17 protein-coding genes and 1 tRNA gene are annotated in these 15,775 nt (G+C 59.2%); 8 read left to right on the top strand and 10 right to left on the bottom strand.

From position 1 onward, the window contains the following. Positions 1-116 precede the first annotated feature (116 nt). The 4 genes from N5D53_RS04000 to N5D53_RS03985 all read right to left on the bottom strand — a co-directional run bounded on the left by N5D53_RS04000 (position 117) and on the right by N5D53_RS03985 (position 3,258). The gene (locus N5D53_RS04000; protein WP_104961333.1) at positions 117-1,946 is read right to left on the bottom strand and encodes an SLC13 family permease; all 1,830 of its coding nucleotides are present in this window, start codon (positions 1,944-1,946) and stop codon (positions 117-119) included. Between the two features lie 126 nt (positions 1,947-2,072). Continuing rightward, on the bottom strand, positions 2,073-2,465 hold the full coding sequence (locus tag N5D53_RS03995) for a glycine zipper domain-containing protein (RefSeq protein WP_010954752.1): 393 nt from the start codon (positions 2,463-2,465) through the stop codon (positions 2,073-2,075). 73 nt (positions 2,466-2,538) lie between these two features. Beyond that, positions 2,539-2,724: a hypothetical protein gene (locus tag N5D53_RS03990; protein WP_004577263.1), complete on the bottom strand. Its 186-nt coding sequence runs from the start codon at positions 2,722-2,724 to the stop codon at positions 2,539-2,541. Positions 2,725-2,967: 243 nt separating this feature from the next. Further along, positions 2,968-3,258, bottom strand: a complete 291-nt coding sequence (locus N5D53_RS03985; protein WP_010954750.1) for an RcnB family protein — start codon at positions 3,256-3,258, stop codon at positions 2,968-2,970. 117 nt (positions 3,259-3,375) lie between these two features. Between N5D53_RS03985 and N5D53_RS03980 the strand changes: the two genes are divergently transcribed. Both N5D53_RS03980 and N5D53_RS03975 read left to right on the top strand, forming a co-directional pair. After that, positions 3,376-3,726: a hypothetical protein gene (locus tag N5D53_RS03980; RefSeq protein WP_012051882.1), complete on the top strand. Its 351-nt coding sequence runs from the start codon at positions 3,376-3,378 to the stop codon at positions 3,724-3,726. A 169-nt stretch (positions 3,727-3,895) separates the two neighbouring features. Then, on the top strand, positions 3,896-4,717 hold the full coding sequence (locus N5D53_RS03975) for a class I SAM-dependent methyltransferase (RefSeq protein ID WP_190869541.1): 822 nt from the start codon (positions 3,896-3,898) through the stop codon (positions 4,715-4,717). Here N5D53_RS03975 and N5D53_RS03970 read toward each other — a convergent pair whose 3' ends face one another. The 4 genes from N5D53_RS03970 to N5D53_RS03955 form a co-directional block, all read right to left on the bottom strand. Further along, complete coding sequence (locus tag N5D53_RS03970; RefSeq protein WP_190869540.1) at positions 4,718-5,485, bottom strand: SDR family oxidoreductase; 768 nt, start codon at positions 5,483-5,485, stop codon at positions 4,718-4,720. Between the two features lie 36 nt (positions 5,486-5,521). After that, positions 5,522-6,589 carry a phosphotransferase family protein gene (locus N5D53_RS03965; protein WP_190869539.1) on the bottom strand — a complete coding sequence of 356 codons (1,068 nt, stop codon included), beginning with the start codon at positions 6,587-6,589 and terminating at the stop codon, positions 5,522-5,524. 183 nt (positions 6,590-6,772) lie between these two features. Further along, complete coding sequence (locus tag N5D53_RS03960) at positions 6,773-7,090, bottom strand: SCP2 sterol-binding domain-containing protein (RefSeq protein WP_003251077.1); 318 nt, start codon at positions 7,088-7,090, stop codon at positions 6,773-6,775. Positions 7,091-7,146: 56 nt separating this feature from the next. Continuing rightward, entirely contained in the window at positions 7,147-7,857 is a 711-nt protein-coding gene (locus tag N5D53_RS03955; protein ID WP_104886327.1) for a histidine phosphatase family protein, read from the bottom strand. Between the two features lie 434 nt (positions 7,858-8,291). Between N5D53_RS03955 and N5D53_RS03950 the strand changes: the two genes are divergently transcribed. The 6 genes from N5D53_RS03950 to N5D53_RS03925 all read left to right on the top strand — a co-directional run bounded on the left by N5D53_RS03950 (position 8,292) and on the right by N5D53_RS03925 (position 14,375). Beyond that, positions 8,292-8,651 carry a hypothetical protein gene (locus tag N5D53_RS03950; protein ID WP_223843547.1) on the top strand — a complete coding sequence of 120 codons (360 nt, stop codon included), beginning with the start codon at positions 8,292-8,294 and terminating at the stop codon, positions 8,649-8,651. Between the two features lie 3 nt (positions 8,652-8,654). Beyond that, entirely contained in the window at positions 8,655-9,596 is a 942-nt protein-coding gene (locus N5D53_RS03945; protein WP_223843546.1) for a tyrosine-type recombinase/integrase, read from the top strand. 42 nt (positions 9,597-9,638) lie between these two features. Next, positions 9,639-10,049, top strand: a complete 411-nt coding sequence (locus N5D53_RS03940) for a hypothetical protein (RefSeq protein WP_190869538.1) — start codon at positions 9,639-9,641, stop codon at positions 10,047-10,049. Between the two features lie 629 nt (positions 10,050-10,678). Beyond that, positions 10,679-11,077, top strand: coding sequence for a hypothetical protein (locus tag N5D53_RS03935; RefSeq protein WP_223843633.1), 399 nt, complete (start codon positions 10,679-10,681; stop codon positions 11,075-11,077). Between the two features lie 2,050 nt (positions 11,078-13,127). Continuing rightward, the gene (sohB, locus tag N5D53_RS03930) at positions 13,128-14,147 is read left to right on the top strand and encodes a protease SohB (protein ID WP_190869536.1); all 1,020 of its coding nucleotides are present in this window, start codon (positions 13,128-13,130) and stop codon (positions 14,145-14,147) included. 154 nt (positions 14,148-14,301) lie between these two features. After that, positions 14,302-14,375, top strand: a tRNA-Cys gene (locus tag N5D53_RS03925). 98 nt (positions 14,376-14,473) lie between these two features. On the opposite strand, the gene N5D53_RS03920 is transcribed toward N5D53_RS03925, so the two are convergent. Further along, positions 14,474-14,701 (bottom strand): hypothetical protein, encoded by a 228-nt coding sequence (locus N5D53_RS03920; RefSeq protein ID WP_223843539.1) that lies wholly within the window; start codon positions 14,699-14,701, stop codon positions 14,474-14,476. A 222-nt stretch (positions 14,702-14,923) separates the two neighbouring features. Beyond that, positions 14,924-15,721, bottom strand: coding sequence for a LuxR C-terminal-related transcriptional regulator (locus tag N5D53_RS03915; protein ID WP_064492610.1), 798 nt, complete (start codon positions 15,719-15,721; stop codon positions 14,924-14,926). Positions 15,722-15,775 lie beyond the last annotated feature (54 nt).

Here is a 15,775-nt window from a genome sequence, read left to right as displayed (position 1 = left end):
ACGCGATAGAGCACCTGGGGCAATTACCCGCAGTGTGTTGGCTCAGGGTGGTTGATGTCAATCTGCCGCGATTGGTTGCGATAATGTCAAATTGCCTTTATTTCTGGCCACTTTCCTCACAGCCCGAAGAACCACGGCACCATCACGACGGTAACCAGCATCACCAGCACGGTGAACGGCACGCCAATCTTGACGAAGTCAGCGAAGCGGTATTGCCCGGGCCCAAGCACCAGCGTGTTGACCGGTGATGACACCGGCGTCATGAAAGCCGCCGACGCGGCCAGTGCGACGGTCATGGCGAACGGGTAGGGCGACATGCCCAGCTGCGCCGCAGTGCTGACAGCCACCGGCGCCATCAGAACCGCGGTGGCGGTGTTGGAAATGAACAGCCCGATCACTGCGGTGACGGCGAACAGGCAGGCAAGAATGGCGCTAGGGCCGGCACCACCCAGCACGTTCACCAGCCCACCCACCGCCAGGTCGATGCCACCGGTTTTCTGCAGCGCCTGGGCGAAGGGCAGCATGCCCACGATCAGCACCAGGCTTTGCCAGTGGATGGCGCGGTAGGCACTGTTCATGTCGATGCAACGGCCTGCGCCCATCAGCAAGCAGCCGATCAACGCTGCCATGACATTGGGTACGGCGCCGCTGACCATTAGCCCGACCATTACCGCCAGGCTAAGCAACGCTTGCGGCGCGCGAGTGCGGGCTGGTGCGACCAGGTCGATCTCGGCGGGCAAGCTCAGGACCAGGAAATCTTTGGGCTTGCTTTGCAATTGGCGTACTGCCTTCCACGGGCCGACTACCAGCAGCGTGTCGCCAAGGCGCAGCTTTTCTTCCACCAGTTGCTCTTCGATAGCGGCCTGATCGCGGCGCAGGCCGACCACGTTGAGGCCATAGCGGGTGCGAAACGCCAGTTCGAGAATACTCTTGCCGATCAACTGCGAGCCGGGTGGCAGCGAGACCTCAGCCATTCCCAAATCCTGGGACTGGTCGATGAAGTAGGCGGCCTTGAAGTGCAGCGGCTCCAGGTGCATGGTTTGGCACAGGCTGCGCAGGTCGTCATGCTTGGCGAACAGGTCGAGCAGCAGCACGTCGCCCTGATGCAGCACGGTGCCCGAGTCGGCCGCGATCACGCGCGTGGTGAACTTGTGCTGGCGCTCGATACCGATCACGTTGGCGCCGTGTCTGGTGCGCAGTTGCAGCTCGCCAAGGTTGTGGCCGATCAGCGGCGATTGAGGGCGGATGCGCAGGCGTCGTTCACGGCCGTTGAGCTTGTAGTCCAGTACCAGGTCCAGCAAGGTGCGGCGGCTTTCCACCCGGCCGTCCTTGCGCACTTCACCGTTGAGCCAGTGCCGAGTCAGCAGCATGTAGCCAATGCCCAGCACCAGTACCACCAGGCCGAACGGGGTAAAGCTGAAGAAGCTGAACCCCGCTTCGCCATGGCGGACCAGCTCGCTGTGCACCACCACGTTGGGCGGTGTGGCGACCAGGCTGAGCATGCCACTGATGAGGCCGGCAAAAGCCAGTGGCATCATCAGGCGGCTGGGTGACAGCTGCAGGCGCGCAGCGATGCTCAGCACCACCGGGATGAAAATGGCCACCACGCCGGTGGAGCTCATTATCGATCCCAGCCCGGCCACCGCCACCATCAGCAGTACCAGCAGGCGTGCTTCGCTATTGCCGGCCCGCTCGCTCATCCATTCGCCGATGCGATAGGCAATGCCGGTGCGCACCAGGCCTTCGCCAATCACGAACAGGGCGGCGATCAGCACCACGTTGGGGTCGCTGAACCCGGCCAGGGCCTGTTCCACGGTAAGGATGCCGAGTAGTGGCAGGGCGAGAATCACCAGCAGCGCGACCACGTCCATGCGTGGGCGGTTGATGACGAACAGGGTAATCACGATGGCCAGCAGGCCGAGGACCCAGAGCAACTCATGGTTCATGGGGAGGGGGTGTTCCTTCACACGGGGGCACGATAGACAGTAGCAGTCAGTGTGCCAGCTTGTAGTGAAGGGGGTGTTGATGTGCTGCAACAAAAAGGGCCGCTATGCGGCCCTCCGGTCACGGGGTCAGTGACGGTGGCGGTGGTGCTTCTTGCTGCCGCGGTTGTTGTCGCCCAGATGGTTGCCGAGGGCACCACCGGCCGCGCCGCCCAGGCCGGCACCCACGGTCGAACCGGTCTTGCCGCCTACTGCGCCGCCCAGCAGCGAGCCGCCGGCCGAGCCCAGGCCACCGCCGATGGCGGCTTCGGTACGGTTGCCTTTGCGCGCACCGACAGCGCTGCCGGCTGCGCCGCCAACGCCGGCACCGATGGCTGCGCCGGTCTTGCCGCCGAGCTGTTGACCAACAACGTTGCCCAGGACACCCCCCAGGCCACCGCCAATGGCGGCAGTACCGTCACCGGCGAAAGCGCCCTGGCATAGCAGCAGGCCAAGGGCAAGGGAAGGCAGAGTCAGACGCATGATACGAACCTCAAAGGAATCATCAGGATAAGTCGCCGCGCAACGGGCGGCAGGTCAGGGCTGAAAGGACGCTTCAGCGGTAGTAGCGGTCACCGCGGTATTGCCGATCGTCATCGTCGTCGCGGTCATGGCGATGGTGGTGGCGATGGTCACGGTCGCGGTCACGCCAGCCGTCGTCATCATGGTAGCGATGGCTATGGCAACCTGCGGTCAGCAGGACAACAGCAACCAGAGAAAGGCTTGCAAGACGCGTGAGCACGATATAGGTCCTTGATCCGCATAGGTTTACGGGGCACCTTTTAAGACTGGGACCGATCGATTTGGTTTCCCGGGCGGGCAAAAAAATTGTGCTTCAAGTGATCAGCGCCAAGGCGTTCGCCTGAAAGAACGGGCTGTGGCGCTGACCGGCATTGATCGTTCCAAGCGTATCAACACGTTCTGGCCATGCTTGGCCGGCGGCGAAGTGCTGTGCAATGGGTCGCCTTGGCCGGGGCGTGTCGAATCAGGATGCCGGTTGAATCGCCAGCACCACGCCATTGGTGATCTGCACCAGCACATAATGCTTGCCCATGCGCACCCAGTGGCTTTCCTTTTCCGGTTCGGGCAGGCCTTTGGCTTTCCAGTCCTGGATGGCCTGGTCATCGCGTTTGTACTGGTCCGGGGCCTTGTCGCCGACGTTCAGTTCACGGTTGTGGGTTTCGGGGGCGGTGATGCTTTCTTCGCTCGAGGGGGCGGCGCTGACGCTCAGAGGCAGGCAAGGCAGGGCGGCGAGTAGCAGATAGTGCAGTTTCATGATGCGTTCCTCGTGATGGCATGTTTTATCTGCGACAGCGGCAAGTGCGTGGCAATTCACTCGGGATGCCTGCCAGTGCTAGAGTCGCCTTCTTTTTTGCGACCCCGAGGATGGAACATGCGTGCGATTCTGCCGTTGGCTGCGGTGCTGATGCTGGCTGGTTGTGCTTCTGCGACCATGGAAACGGCGCGTGGCGGCAAGCCGACTGCGCAGCTCGACTCGCACAAGGCGCCAGAGCTGGTGGCCCAGTGCATCCAGTTCAGCTGGCAGGAGGAGAAGGTGTTCGGTGATGACGCCAGCGGCTACCTGGAGCCTCGCAAGCAGGGCGGGTTCACCGTGTTTACCCGTGAGGCCGAAGCGTTCGTGGACGTTTACCCGCAGTCGGGCGGCACGCGTGTGGATTACTACGCGAAGCAGAACGACGGCGTGGCCCTGCAACGCCGAGCGGCTGCTGCAACCTGCCTGTAACGGCTGGCGCTATCGCCGCTCCTGTAAGGGCCCGTGCATTCAGGGTACTGAGCAAGGCAGTTGTTGCCACAGCAGAGGCGCGCGGGCTTTACAATTTTTTTCAAGGCAGTTGTGTCGCAGCGCGCGCGGTGGCGGCTAGCATAAGGTGCTTCCACGCAAGGACGACACCATGGACCGTTCACTGCAACTCAACCGTATAAGCTGGGATGAGCGTGCCCCGTTGCACGCCGCTTCGAAGGACTACGAGGTCGAACGCCTGGTCCAGCAACACGGGCACTTGTCCGAAACCGTACGCTTTGACCTGCCATTGCTCGGTGACATCGACGGGCTTGATACGGTCCACTTGCAATGCCACATCGGCACTGACACCCTGTCGCTGGCGCGCCTTGGCGCCAAGGTTTGCGGCCTGGATTATTCCAAGGCTTCGCTGGCCGAGGCGCGGGCATTGGCCGAGCGTTGCGCGCTGCCCATCCGGTATGTCGAGTCTGACGTCTATGCCGCCGACAAGGTACTGCCGGCGGGTACGTTCGACCTGGTCTACACCGGTATTGGCGCGCTCTGCTGGTTGCCCCGCATCGAGCCTTGGGCGCGCACCGTCGCGGCACTGCTGAAACCGGGCGGGCGGCTGTTCCTGCGCGACGGGCACCCGATGCTGATGGCTGTCAACGAAGATCATCAGGACCGCCTGCAGCTCGAATATCCGTATTTCGAACACGAAGCGCCGACGGTGTGGCACACCGACCAGACCTACGTCGAAACCGATCAACGCCTGGCCCACACCGAAACCCACGAGTGGAACCACGGCCTGGGTGAAGTGATCACCGCCTTGCTGGCTCACGGCCTGCAGCTGACAGCGCTGGTCGAGCACCAGAGCATCCCCTGGGAGGCGCTGCCGGGGCAGATGGTCAAGGGCGTAGACGGCGAATATCGCCTGCGCGAGCAGCCTGCACGCCTGCCCCTGAGTTACACCTTGGTCGCCGTCAAAGCCTGATCAGGACAGGAAGCCACCGTCGACATTGAGGGTGGTGCCGGTGGTGTAGCTGGAGGCATCGCTGGCCAGGTACAGCACCGCGCCCGCCATTTCCTTGGGGTCGGCCACGCGCTTGAGGGGGATCTGCTGCAAGGCGGCATTGAGGATGGCTTCGTTCTTCACCAGTGCCGAAGCGAACTTGGTGTCGGTCAACCCCGGCAGTAGCGCGTTGCAGCGAATACCGAAGGGTGCACACTCTTTGGCGAACACCTTGGTCATGTTGATGACCGCTGCCTTGGTCACCGAGTAGATGCCTTGGAACAGCCCGGGTGAAACACCGTTGATCGACGCCACGTTGATGATGCTGCCGCCGCCGTTCTCGCGCATCAGCTTGCCAGCCTCCACCGACATGAAGAAGTAACCACGTATGTTCACGTCCACGGTCTTCTGGAACGCCCCTGGGTCGGTGTCCAGCACATTGCAGAATTGCGGGTTGGTGGCTGCATTGTTGACCAGCACGTCCAGTCGCCCGAACTGTTCGCGAATGCCGGCGAACACCTGCTGAATCTGTTCCAGCTCACCAATGTGGCAGGGCACAGCCGTGGCCTTGCCGCCGGCGGCAATGATGGCGTCGGCCACCTGCTGGCACCCGTCAAGCTTGCGGCTGGAAACGATCACATGGGCCCCTTGCTGCGCGAGCAAGTGGGCGATGGCCTCGCCGATGCCACGGCTGGCGCCGGAAACAAAGGCAATCTTGCCGTCGAGGTCGAACAGGTGGGTCTTGGACATGCTGTTTTCCTTGTTATCCGTCGTCGTGGGCTGTGCTCAGAGGCTGGACTTGGAAATGACCTGCAAGGTCATTTGTTCCAGCAAGCGGTTCATGTGAATGAACTGGGCGAAACGCTTGTCCTGGGTCTGGCCATGGTAGTAGCGGTAGTAGATCTGCTGAACGATGCCTGCCAGGCGGAACAGGCCATAGCAATAGTAGTAATCGAAGTTGTCCAGGCGGATGCCGGCGCGCTCGGCGTAGTAATCGACGAACTGGCGACGGCTGAGCATGCCCGGCGCGTTGCTCGGCTGGCGGCGCATCAACTGCACTGGCGTCGGGTCGCCGGCTTCGATCCAGTAGGCCAGGGAGTTGCCCAGGTCCATGAGTGGGTCGCCCAGGGTGGCCATTTCCCAATCCAGCACACCGATGATGCGCATGGGGTTTTCCGCGTCCAGGATGACGTTGTCGAACCGGTAGTCGTTGTGCACGATGCCTGGGCGCGGGTGGTCGGCGGGCATTTTTTCGTGCAGCCAGGCGGTTACCGTTTCCCAGCGTGGCGCATCCGGTGTCAGGGCTTTTTCATAACGGCTGGTCCAGCCTTCGATCTGGCGCTGCACGTAGCCCTCCGGCTTGCCCAGGTCGGCCAGGCCGCAGGCGGTGTAGTCCACCTGGTGCAGCTCGACCAGGCGGTCGATGAAGCTTTTGCACAGGGCTTCGGTCCGGCTGGCGTCCAGGTTCAGTTCGGCCGGGATGTCCGAGCGCAGGATGATGCCCTTGACCCGTTCCATCACATAGAACTCGCCGCCGATCAGGCCGGTGTCGGTGCAGTGTGCATAGGCCTTGGGGCAGTAGGGGAAGCCGCTGTTCAGCTGGTTGAGGATGCGGTACTCGCGACCCATGTCGTGGGCCGACTTGGCCTTTTGACCGAAGGGTGGTCGACGCAGCACGAAGTCGCGGCCCGGGTAGCTGACCAGGTAGGTGAGGTTGGAGGCGCCGCCAGGAAACTGGCTGATGCTCGGCAGGCCGTGCAGGCCGGGGATATTGGCTTTGAAGTAAGGGTCGATGACGGCCGCGTCGAGTTCTTCGCCGGGGCGTACCTGGGTGGACTGGTCGGTGAGCGTCATGCGTCTTCCTTATTCTCGATAGCAAGTACTATTGGGTAATCTAATGGTCCGCCGGGGTTGGAACAATCGTCCCATGTGCCAAATAGGTGAGGGTGTTGCTGGTGGATCACTGCACCGAATGCAGGGCAAAAAAAACCGAAGCCGTCAGGCTTCGGTTTTTCGATCATCCGGTATTCCCAGCCCTCAGGACGGGAACAGCTCGCTGAGTTTCATCGACAGCATCATGTCGCCCTCAACCCGCAGCTTGCCGCCCATGAAGGCCTGCATGCCGTCGGTTTCGCCGCTGACGATACCCTTCAGGGTTTCGGCGTCCATCACCAGGGTGCAGTTGGCATCCGGGTTTTCGCCTTCCTGCAGGTCGCAGGTGCCGTCCTTGACGATCAGCGCGTAGTGCTTGTCTTCGTCGGTGATGTTGAAGCCGAACACCAGGTCCAGGCCGGCGGCAGCGGATGGGTTGAATTTCTCTTGCATCTTTTTGACGGCATCAGCTACGGAGGTCATGGCGCATTCCTTATAGAGTGATTTACACGTCCCCGCAGGGACACAACAAGCCGGGCTTATCGGTAGGTGACAAGCTCCGGCGCCCTCAACAGCTGCACATGGGCCTGGCTGTTGAAGGAGGCTAGTGCCACGTCGCGGCCGCGAAACTTCAGCTGGCTGAGCGACGTGTTGATGATCTGCCAGTTCAGCGCGAACGCCTGGCTGGGGGTAATACCGGTAACCAGGTGGAGCAGGGCGGCAATGGTGCCACCCGAGGTGAAGATAGCAACATGATCGCCGCTGCCGGCGCTGTCCAGCACGCGTTGCAGGCCCCCTTGTACGCGTGACGTAAACGAATGCCAGGTTTCCAGGCCATTATCGGCATGCTCGCCATCGTGCCAGCGCTGCACCATCAACGCGAACAGGCGCTGAAACTCGCTGCGATGCTGCGCAGCATTGCGCAGCACATGCAGGGCATCGGGCTCTTCCGGCAGCAGGTCGGGCAACAGGGCGCGTATCACCCCGTCGGCATCGAACTCATTGAATGCGGCGTCGGTCTCAATCGCCGGCACCGGGCAGCCGTTGGCGTGCAGCGCCTGCAGCGCCAGCCGTGCGGTATCCTGCTGGCGGCGCAGGTCGCCAGCCACGCAGCGGTCCAGCCGCACGCCCAACTGGGCCAGGTGTTCACCCAGGGCCTGGCTCTGGCGCACGCCCACGGGCGAGAGGACGTCGTAGTCATCGGCACCGAAGGAGGCTTGGCCATGTCGAATCAGGTAGAGATTGCCCACGAAAGGTTCCGGCCTGTTGGAGGTTGCTGCGAGGTTAGGATGCGGCTCACGGGCTGTCAACGAAAAAACATACAAGCGTTTGAAAAGGTTGTTTGAAAGATGTTGCCAGCGTTTACACCGGCTGGCAGCACCATAGACGCAACGGTATGCTTGCAACAGTGACGCGCCGTAGTGGCGCAGGCATTTAAGGAGTCAACGTGGAGTTTCTTGCCAACTGTCCTTGATCTCGGGTAAAGCCAAGCAGCGCGGGGCTTCCACCCAAAATGACCATCCACACCATTGAATCCAGTGTCACAAATCGTCCCAACGTGTCACAAATCGCAGTGCCCTACGTCTACCGTAGAGCCTCGGGTCGGTATCACCTTCGAGTCCGTCTCAAGGGCTGCCACACTTCCTGTACGATCTCGCTCAAGACCACGAATCGACCTGCTGCTATGACCACCGCTAAGCACCTGCTTCAGACCCTCAAGGCGTTTCACCTCGACAATCCAAAGGCATCTTGGGAGGAACTTCGGGCCAACCTTCGGGACATCGCTGAGGAAGCCTTGGGTAACCCGCAAGGAGAAGCCTATGGGCTGGTCCTGTCGGAGGTCTCTGAGAACCTCGCTGAAATCGCTCATACGATGCCGATGGGGTTAGCCCAGGCGAAGGCTGTCTTGATGGCTCAGCGGGTTCTGAAGGCTGCTGAGGGGCGCCACTCAGGGGATCTCCGTGAACTGGTCGGGCTGCTTGAGGGAGACCTGAAGGGGTATATAGGAAAAGACTATCGGTATTCTCCTGTCGATAGGAATTAGCCTGTGTCCGTCCCTGTCTGTATTACTGATGACACCAAGGCTACCTTCCAGACCCTTTACGATGCCTTTAAGGCAGAGCGGGGCGGTGACCTGTCGGCCAACACCTTGAAGAACTGGGAGAGCTGCACCAAGACCATCGCAGGGCACCTCAAGGATGCCGACATGGCGAAGCACTCCAGGGCTACCTTCGTGGGGCTTCGTGATGCCCTCTTGGCTGATGGACGTAAACCATCCTCTGTGAACAAGATCATGACCCATGCCTCCTCTGTCATAGGCTGGGCTGTGGCCACGGGCCTCATTGAGCGTGACTACACCAAGAAGCTGCTAATTGCCAAAGGTTCCGAGAGCGCTCGTGAGGCGTTCACTCAGGACCACCTGAAGGCTCTCCAAGAGTGGGCAATGGGCAACCTTGGGGAGGACTGGAAGGCATCCGCCATTGCCCTTGGGGTCGCCACTGGGGCACGCATTGGGGAGATTCATCAGCTCACTGGCAGCGATGTCTACAAGGCTAATGGCCGATGGGTCGTGGATATCAATGACAAGGACGGGAAGACCCTCAAGAACTCCTTCAGCCGTCGCATCGTCCCCTTGGTGGGCATCCCTGAGGATCACCTTGAGAAGCTCTCGCAGACTCAAGGGCGGTTGTTCGCTCAGTCCAAGAGCGGCTTCGATCAGCTCACCAATCAGATGATCCGTGACGTGCTTGGGACCAAGACAGGGGAAGGGCTGTCATTCCACTCATTGAGGCACTCCTTGTCGTCTGACCTGAAGGCCGCTGGCGTCTCTGTGGGCATCGCTCAGGCCATCTTAGGGCACAGCTCAGGGACACTGGCGTTCGATCTTTACGGGGGCAATGCGGCAGCCTCAATGGGGCTCATGGTGGACGCCTTGAAGCTGGCACGGGCGACGGTAGATAAAGCGTTTCATGGCCTCTCGCCACAATGATGTCTTAATGATACTGTTCGACCGTTTTCAAGGAGATTGCAGATGCGTAACGGTTCAATTGGATTGGTGAGTGCTATCGCACTTTTCCTCAGTTTTTCGGCTTCTGCGGGGGGAGATTGGATAAGCCTTGATGAATCCAAGGAAGGTTTCAAATGGGAAGCAAAGCCCGGTTCATTTGAGTTCTCTACGAATAGAAATAAAGTTTCTATTGCGGTCATCGCAGGGAGAGTGGTTAGCTCAAAGTCTTCTGATATCAACTTGTATAAGTGGTATGTTTCGGCTGCGGATTGCAGCAAGAAAATGGGTAAGCTTGTAAGCTTGGGTGTCGACGGCGAATATCAATTTGATAATGATTTCATGTATGGAAGTGGAAATGTGGCTTCCAGTATTGCTGAATTTATTTGCGCTGTGGCTGATCACAATCTTAAGAACGCCGAAGGTAAAAGCCTGTAAAGCTGGATGTCTTGGTTGGCCACCCTGAGCACGAGCTGGTCTTCTTTGGGGGCCAGGTGGCCGGGGCTGCCGGGTTCAAGGACCCGTCCGGTACGGTGATGTCATACCGGCAATCCAAGGTAGGTAAGGAAGGCGCTCGGCTCACCCTTGGAAGACTAATGGAGAACCTTTCCATTAGTGTCCCGGTAGATCCCAAAGGCCGGTCACTGCGGTCCTCAATGGCCATGATGACTGAGCCCCAGGCCTATCAGATGCTCCTTCGGGGCCACGCTGAAGCCTCTGAGCCCTTCCGCCGCTGGGTCACCGAAGAGGTCCTCCAACGATCCGCAAGACCGGTAGGTCAACCTTTACCACATCATCAAAGGCGTGCCTGTGGTCCTCACTGCTCGCCGTATGTAATACCCGTTAGCTGCTCGCCAGCTTACACCCGACCGTCGCCACGGTTGTCCCTTCGATGCCCTCTCTGGCTTGCCATGTCCCGAGAGACCAGCGTCACCAACACCAACCCAAATCAAGAACCTATTCGTCAGCCTTGGAAGATGCCCACGCGGCTCTCTCCTTGCCGTCTTGTCGTGCGCGTCTATGGCGCCAAGGCTGAGCGAATGGGTGACCTCAGGAGATCCATCACCATGAAAATCACCATCACCAAAGTCCTGAAGAACGAAGTCACGATCTGTGGCCAAGCCCAAACCCGTGAGTACGTCGAGAACATCATGTTGCCAATGCTGGTCGCCCAATGCGGGACTGTTAGGGGGCGCCAATTTGAGATCGTCCAGGCGTTCGATGAGGCCGGTCTGTCGCTCCAAGCGATTCCCGATGTCGCCCGAGAGTACCGCCAAGACCGACACGAGAAGGCCCAAGAGAAGGCCCGTCAACAAGCTGAGGCTGACGCCCACGCTGAGCGATGCCGTGAATGGTCGCCCCGTGAGATCGCCCAAGCGAAGCGTGAGCGGGAAGACCGAGCCGTTGCCATCCGTGAGCATGGCGCGCTTATCCGCACTGCCTCTCGCCGCAATGCTGGCTGGTAACAAGCCTCGACACTCCACCACTTCCAACCAACTTCAGGAGATCCATACAAATGAAACAGCCTAACCAATACGAAGCACCTACCCACTCCCACACCCGCATTCACGCTGACGGCGAGACCCTTCATTACAACCTGTCAGATGTCCGTAAGGAGTCCCTTGGGGCAACCGATCCCGATGCTTATGTGAGCACCCTTGTGAAGGTCACTGACGGCTATCTGAATAGCGATGAGTGGCGAGAAGAAGCCGCAGAGAGAACCCCATGCGAGTTCCGTCCCACTGGCGCTTAGGCCACTGGTCAACAAGTCATCACCCTGGCTGATCGAACCGTCACCTTCGACCCTCGCAAGAATTGGGACAATGAAACGGTAGAGAAGAGCGAAGCGCTGGCAGGGTCGATCATTTTCACCGAACCGACTGACACGGCCCTGGCCATCAGTCATCGAGTGACGATCCTTGACCACACTATGATGGGCGGCTTCACCCACGCCTCTCTGATGCAGACTGCTGACAAGATGATGCGTGACATGGAGCTGAGCGCCGCTGGGAAGGTCGCTGAGATCCTCTCGACGGCTCCAAGCACCGAGGTATTCCCAGAGACCAAGCCAACCGGCAAGCCTGTGGAAATCGCTGAGGACCTCATTGACATCTTGACGATGCACATCAATCAGGCCGTAGGCACATCCCTGCCTGACTTCGTGATACTTCTGCCCGTGTCTCTGGTAGCTGTGCTCGAACGTGCTGCCCAGCGTGCTGGCAAGGCCGACCTTCAGGAGCTGATTGGCGCCTCTGTCCAGGCTACAGCGGTACTGACTACGGTCTGTTCCTGCTGCCTAAATACTTCACCTCGCTTAGCTACCGCGAGAACCGTGAAGGCAACGTTTGGGAAGTCCAGGCGACCCGTAACGCTGGCCGTCAAGGTTGGGACGTTGAGTACTTTGCAACCGTAGACATCCTGGCGAACGGCAAGGTCAAGGTAAAGCTGACCACTGACGGTCTTCAATCCGAAATGGTGCCTTCCCAATGATCACCCGTATCACCCTGAGCTGATCTTAGGGTTTCTCTTGATGAGCCCCATAGGACCGACCCAGTAGGGCACGGCAGGGTCCACCCAGGGAAATCTAACTCACCAGAGTCTCTCACTTCGGCTAACGCGTGGCTCGAAGAGTCCTGAGCGCCATGATGTTAATGGACTGAGGAATGACAAGGGTCAACGCGCCGGGGAGAAACTTAACGAGCATCCGGAGCAACACATCAGGCGATGCGAACGTACCCAGTACGACAGCACCTATCCCTATTGCAAAAAATCCAATCATCGACCAATTGAGCCACAGCATAGTCGTGACAAGCTTTGCACCTGCTGACTGAGATAAGGCCCTCGCCGTACCGAAAGCGACGAGTACAAGGAAGGTCATCAAGGCCATGCCAACTACGAGTTGACCCAGTGGCTTATCTCCGAGTGAGCCAACGAATGCGCCTAAGCCACAGACAACCAAAGCTGAGCCACCTATTAGATTCATCCACCGAGTTTTCGTGAAGAGGGGCACCTGGTGGGTCTCTAACGTTTGCATACTCACTCGCCTTATTAAAGTGGCCTCGATGGGCTATCGCGATGCTACCAATGCGACACCGTCATTGCCACGGGCTTAAGCTCTGAGCGCTGCTGGCGATTGGTCCGCGCTTGGTAGTGAGCTAACCACCTTTTCAAGGAGAACCTCATGGACACGCTACAAGCGGCCTACTTGGTCTGCGTGGCTGTCCACTTGGCCTGCTGGGTCTACAGACGCCTCAAAGGACCTTAATGAAAAACTGACAGAAAAATCTGAATGCCCACCATTACATGACATCCCGAGCAGGTTCCCCCGGGGGCCCTCGCATGGGTGCCCGTGGGCGCGATAAGGACCCCGTGATGATGGCCGATAGGTGGCCTCCAGGCCTTGTCCCGTCTGGCCCAGCGCAGCTAACCGATTTGCTTCGGAATGTCACAAGACCGTACCAAACTGTCACAAGCTTAGGTACGATGAGGCCTCAATTCCGAGCTTCGAGGGCTACCGTGGAGTTTCTTGCCGAATACGCAAGCTTTCTCGCCAAAACCGCCACCCTGGTCATCGCCATCCTGGTGGTACTGTCGGCCATCGCCGGGCTGCGTGGCAAAGGTCGGCGCAAATCGGGCGGGCAATTACAGGTCACCCGACTGAACGATTTTTACAAGGACCTGCGTGAGCGCCTGGAGTCCGGCCTGCTCGACAAGGCCCAGCTCAAGGCCCTGCGCAAGCAGCAGGCCAAGGCGGAAAAACAGCAGAAGAAGGGCAAGGCCGAGGACAAGAGCCGGGTATTCGTACTGGACTTCGATGGCGACATCAAAGCCTCGGCCACCGAAAGCCTGCGCAACGAAATCACCGCACTGCTGACGCTCGCCACCGCGCGTGACGAAGTGGTACTGCGCCTGGAAAGCGGCGGTGGCCTGGTGCACAGCTACGGCTTGGCTGCATCGCAACTGGCGCGTATTCGTCAGGCGGGCATCCCGTTGACCGTGTGCATCGACAAGGTGGCTGCCAGCGGTGGGTACATGATGGCCTGCATCGGCGAGAAGATCGTCAGTGCCCCATTCGCCGTACTGGGGTCTATTGGCGTGGTGGCGCAGTTGCCCAACGTCAACCGCCTGCTGAAAAAGCACGACATCGACTTCGAAGTGCTGACTGCTGGCGAGTACAAGCGCACCCTGACCGTCTTTGGCGAAAACACCGAGAAGGGCCGGGAGAAGTTCCAGGAAGACCTGGACATCACTCACCAGTTGTTCAAGGATTTCGTCTCCCGCTATCGTCCGCAGTTGCACATCGATGAAGTGGCCACCGGCGAAGTCTGGCTGGGCGTGGCCGCCTTGAATCGCAAGCTGGTGGACGAGCTGCAGACCAGTGACGAGTACCTGAGCGAGCGCGCACGCAACGCCAACCTGTTCCACCTGCACTATGCCGAACGCAAGAGCCTGCAGGAGCGTATTGGCATGGCCGCCAGCGGTACCGTGGAGAAAACGGTCGTCGGCTTGTGGAGTAAACTCAGCCGCCTGCGCTAACACCTTGAACCCGTTGAAATTTTTTTTTGTTCAGGGGGTTGCAAGGTTAAAAGAATGAAGACATAATGGCGCCCATCGAAACGCAGCAAACTTTGAAAAAGGTTCAGCGTTTCAAGGAGATAGCAAAGCGCAAGCAGCTAGATCCGACCTTTGAGGCCGAGTAGCAAAGTGGTTATGCTCCGGATTGCAAATCCGTCTACGCCGGTTCGATTCCGACCTCGGCCTCCACCATTCGAAAGCCCCGCAGATTAACGTCTGCGGGGTTTTTCTTTGTGGGTCGAAAAAAGCCACGAGTTCCGAAACTTTCGGGGTGGAGTTCTGAAACTTCAGCCTTCCGAGGGCTTTGCGATCGGGCCGACGCGTCGGTAATCACGCTCAGTAATTCCCTCTTTCGAGTGGCCCGGCAGTACGCTTGCCTCGCTAAGGTCGTTGATCTCTGATGCGGCCTTCGGTCGGATATCGCGGAACTGGATGAAGAACGGCGAAAGGTGCTGGCTGGTGTGTCGCGTGACCTTATCGAGCAGCAGGCTTAGGTTGTTCCTCACTCCTTTCATTTCCAGGACGATCCTCAGTCGCTTACCGGTCTTACCCCGAGGTTTCGATCAGTGATTGGGTGATTGCTGAGCGTGGTGAGGCGGCAGAAACCCTGTCGTTCTCCTACGTCAGCGGCCCTTACCAGGCCCGGCGCCTGGCCAACATTGAGTTGCGCCGCCGGGCCTGTGGAGCGCAACGAGGCCGATTGTCTTAGAACTTGAAGCCATCATGAGAAAACGAGTTCAGTTCTGTGCGTTCAAAAATAATGAGAACAGCTCGGACTGAGATTTAATGCCGAGTTTGCTGTACATGTGCTTGCGATGGACCTTCACAGTCTCTGCGGAAATCGCCAGCTTGCGCGCGATCTCCTTGTTCGAGCAGCCGCTAAGCATAAGCCGGCCAACTTCCAGTTCACGGGCGGAAAGCGGCGTATCCAACTGCTGGTCAGTAGAGTCCAGCCAGCTCTGCCAGCTGGGTGCCGACGACGTGTTCTGCTCCAGCGCTTCCCGCTCGAATGCCATGCGCTGACGCATCAGGGCGGCAACCCAGGACTGGATGAGAGTGAGTAGGGCGGTCTGCTCTGCACTGAAGAGACACTCACTTCCCAGCGAGAGGCTGAGGGTGCGCTCCGTGTCGAGCTGGACGTTGATATGTGCTTCGTCGGCAACGACATTGAGGCGGAAGTAGCGTTGGTAATAGTCGGTTTGCTCGAAGCACTCCGGCGCCACGTCGGCTAGCCAAAACAAACCGCTCTGCGGTGCTTCCCGGTTGGCGAGATAAAAGGGGTCGAGCAGATACAGGCCTTTGAGGTAGTCCTGAAAAAGCGGATCTGGCCCGCCATCCTTGCCTGGGCATTCTGCGAGCACCTGCGGGCGACCATTGCTGAATATCAGTACGACCCAACTGTCTACCGGAATGTATCTATCCAGTTGACGCACCAGAGCCAGCCAGAAATTAGGGCGGTCAAGTGCCTCGATTAGTCTGCCGATGGCCTGGTGCCAGGCCATGTCCTGCAGTGTAATGCTCCCGTTTCTACCCATACGGGGTTACCCCATCGAAGTAATTACTTTCCGTTTTATGGCTCTCCATACTTC

Source organism: Pseudomonas sp. GD03862, assembly GCF_029840855.1.
GTDB lineage: Bacteria > Pseudomonadota > Gammaproteobacteria > Pseudomonadales > Pseudomonadaceae > Aquipseudomonas > Aquipseudomonas alloputida.
This window is presented reverse-complemented; position numbering and strand designations above follow the sequence as displayed.

Bases quoted from the DNA above. Each gene is read 5' to 3' on its own strand.
- N5D53_RS04000 (WP_104961333.1), bottom strand. From the start codon at position 1,946: ATGAACCATGAGTTGCTCTGGGTCCTCGGCCTGCTGGCCATCGTGATT.
- N5D53_RS03995 (WP_010954752.1), bottom strand. From the start codon at position 2,465: ATGCGTCTGACTCTGCCTTCCCTTGCCCTTGGCCTGCTGCTATGCCAG.
- N5D53_RS03985 (WP_010954750.1), bottom strand. From the start codon at position 3,258: ATGAAACTGCACTATCTGCTACTCGCCGCCCTGCCTTGCCTGCCTCTG.
- N5D53_RS03980 (WP_012051882.1), top strand. From the start codon at position 3,376: ATGCGTGCGATTCTGCCGTTGGCTGCGGTGCTGATGCTGGCTGGTTGT.
- N5D53_RS03975 (WP_190869541.1), top strand. From the start codon at position 3,896: ATGGACCGTTCACTGCAACTCAACCGTATAAGCTGGGATGAGCGTGCC.
- N5D53_RS03970 (WP_190869540.1), bottom strand. From the start codon at position 5,485: ATGTCCAAGACCCACCTGTTCGACCTCGACGGCAAGATTGCCTTTGTT.
- N5D53_RS03965 (WP_190869539.1), bottom strand. From the start codon at position 6,589: ATGACGCTCACCGACCAGTCCACCCAGGTACGCCCCGGCGAAGAACTC.
- N5D53_RS03960 (WP_003251077.1), bottom strand. From the start codon at position 7,090: ATGACCTCCGTAGCTGATGCCGTCAAAAAGATGCAAGAGAAATTCAAC.
- N5D53_RS03950 (WP_223843547.1), top strand. From the start codon at position 8,292: ATGACCACCGCTAAGCACCTGCTTCAGACCCTCAAGGCGTTTCACCTC.
- N5D53_RS03940 (WP_190869538.1), top strand. From the start codon at position 9,639: ATGCGTAACGGTTCAATTGGATTGGTGAGTGCTATCGCACTTTTCCTC.
- N5D53_RS03935 (WP_223843633.1), top strand. From the start codon at position 10,679: ATGAAAATCACCATCACCAAAGTCCTGAAGAACGAAGTCACGATCTGT.
- N5D53_RS03920 (WP_223843539.1), bottom strand. From the start codon at position 14,701: ATGAAAGGAGTGAGGAACAACCTAAGCCTGCTGCTCGATAAGGTCACG.
- N5D53_RS03915 (WP_064492610.1), bottom strand. From the start codon at position 15,721: ATGGGTAGAAACGGGAGCATTACACTGCAGGACATGGCCTGGCACCAG.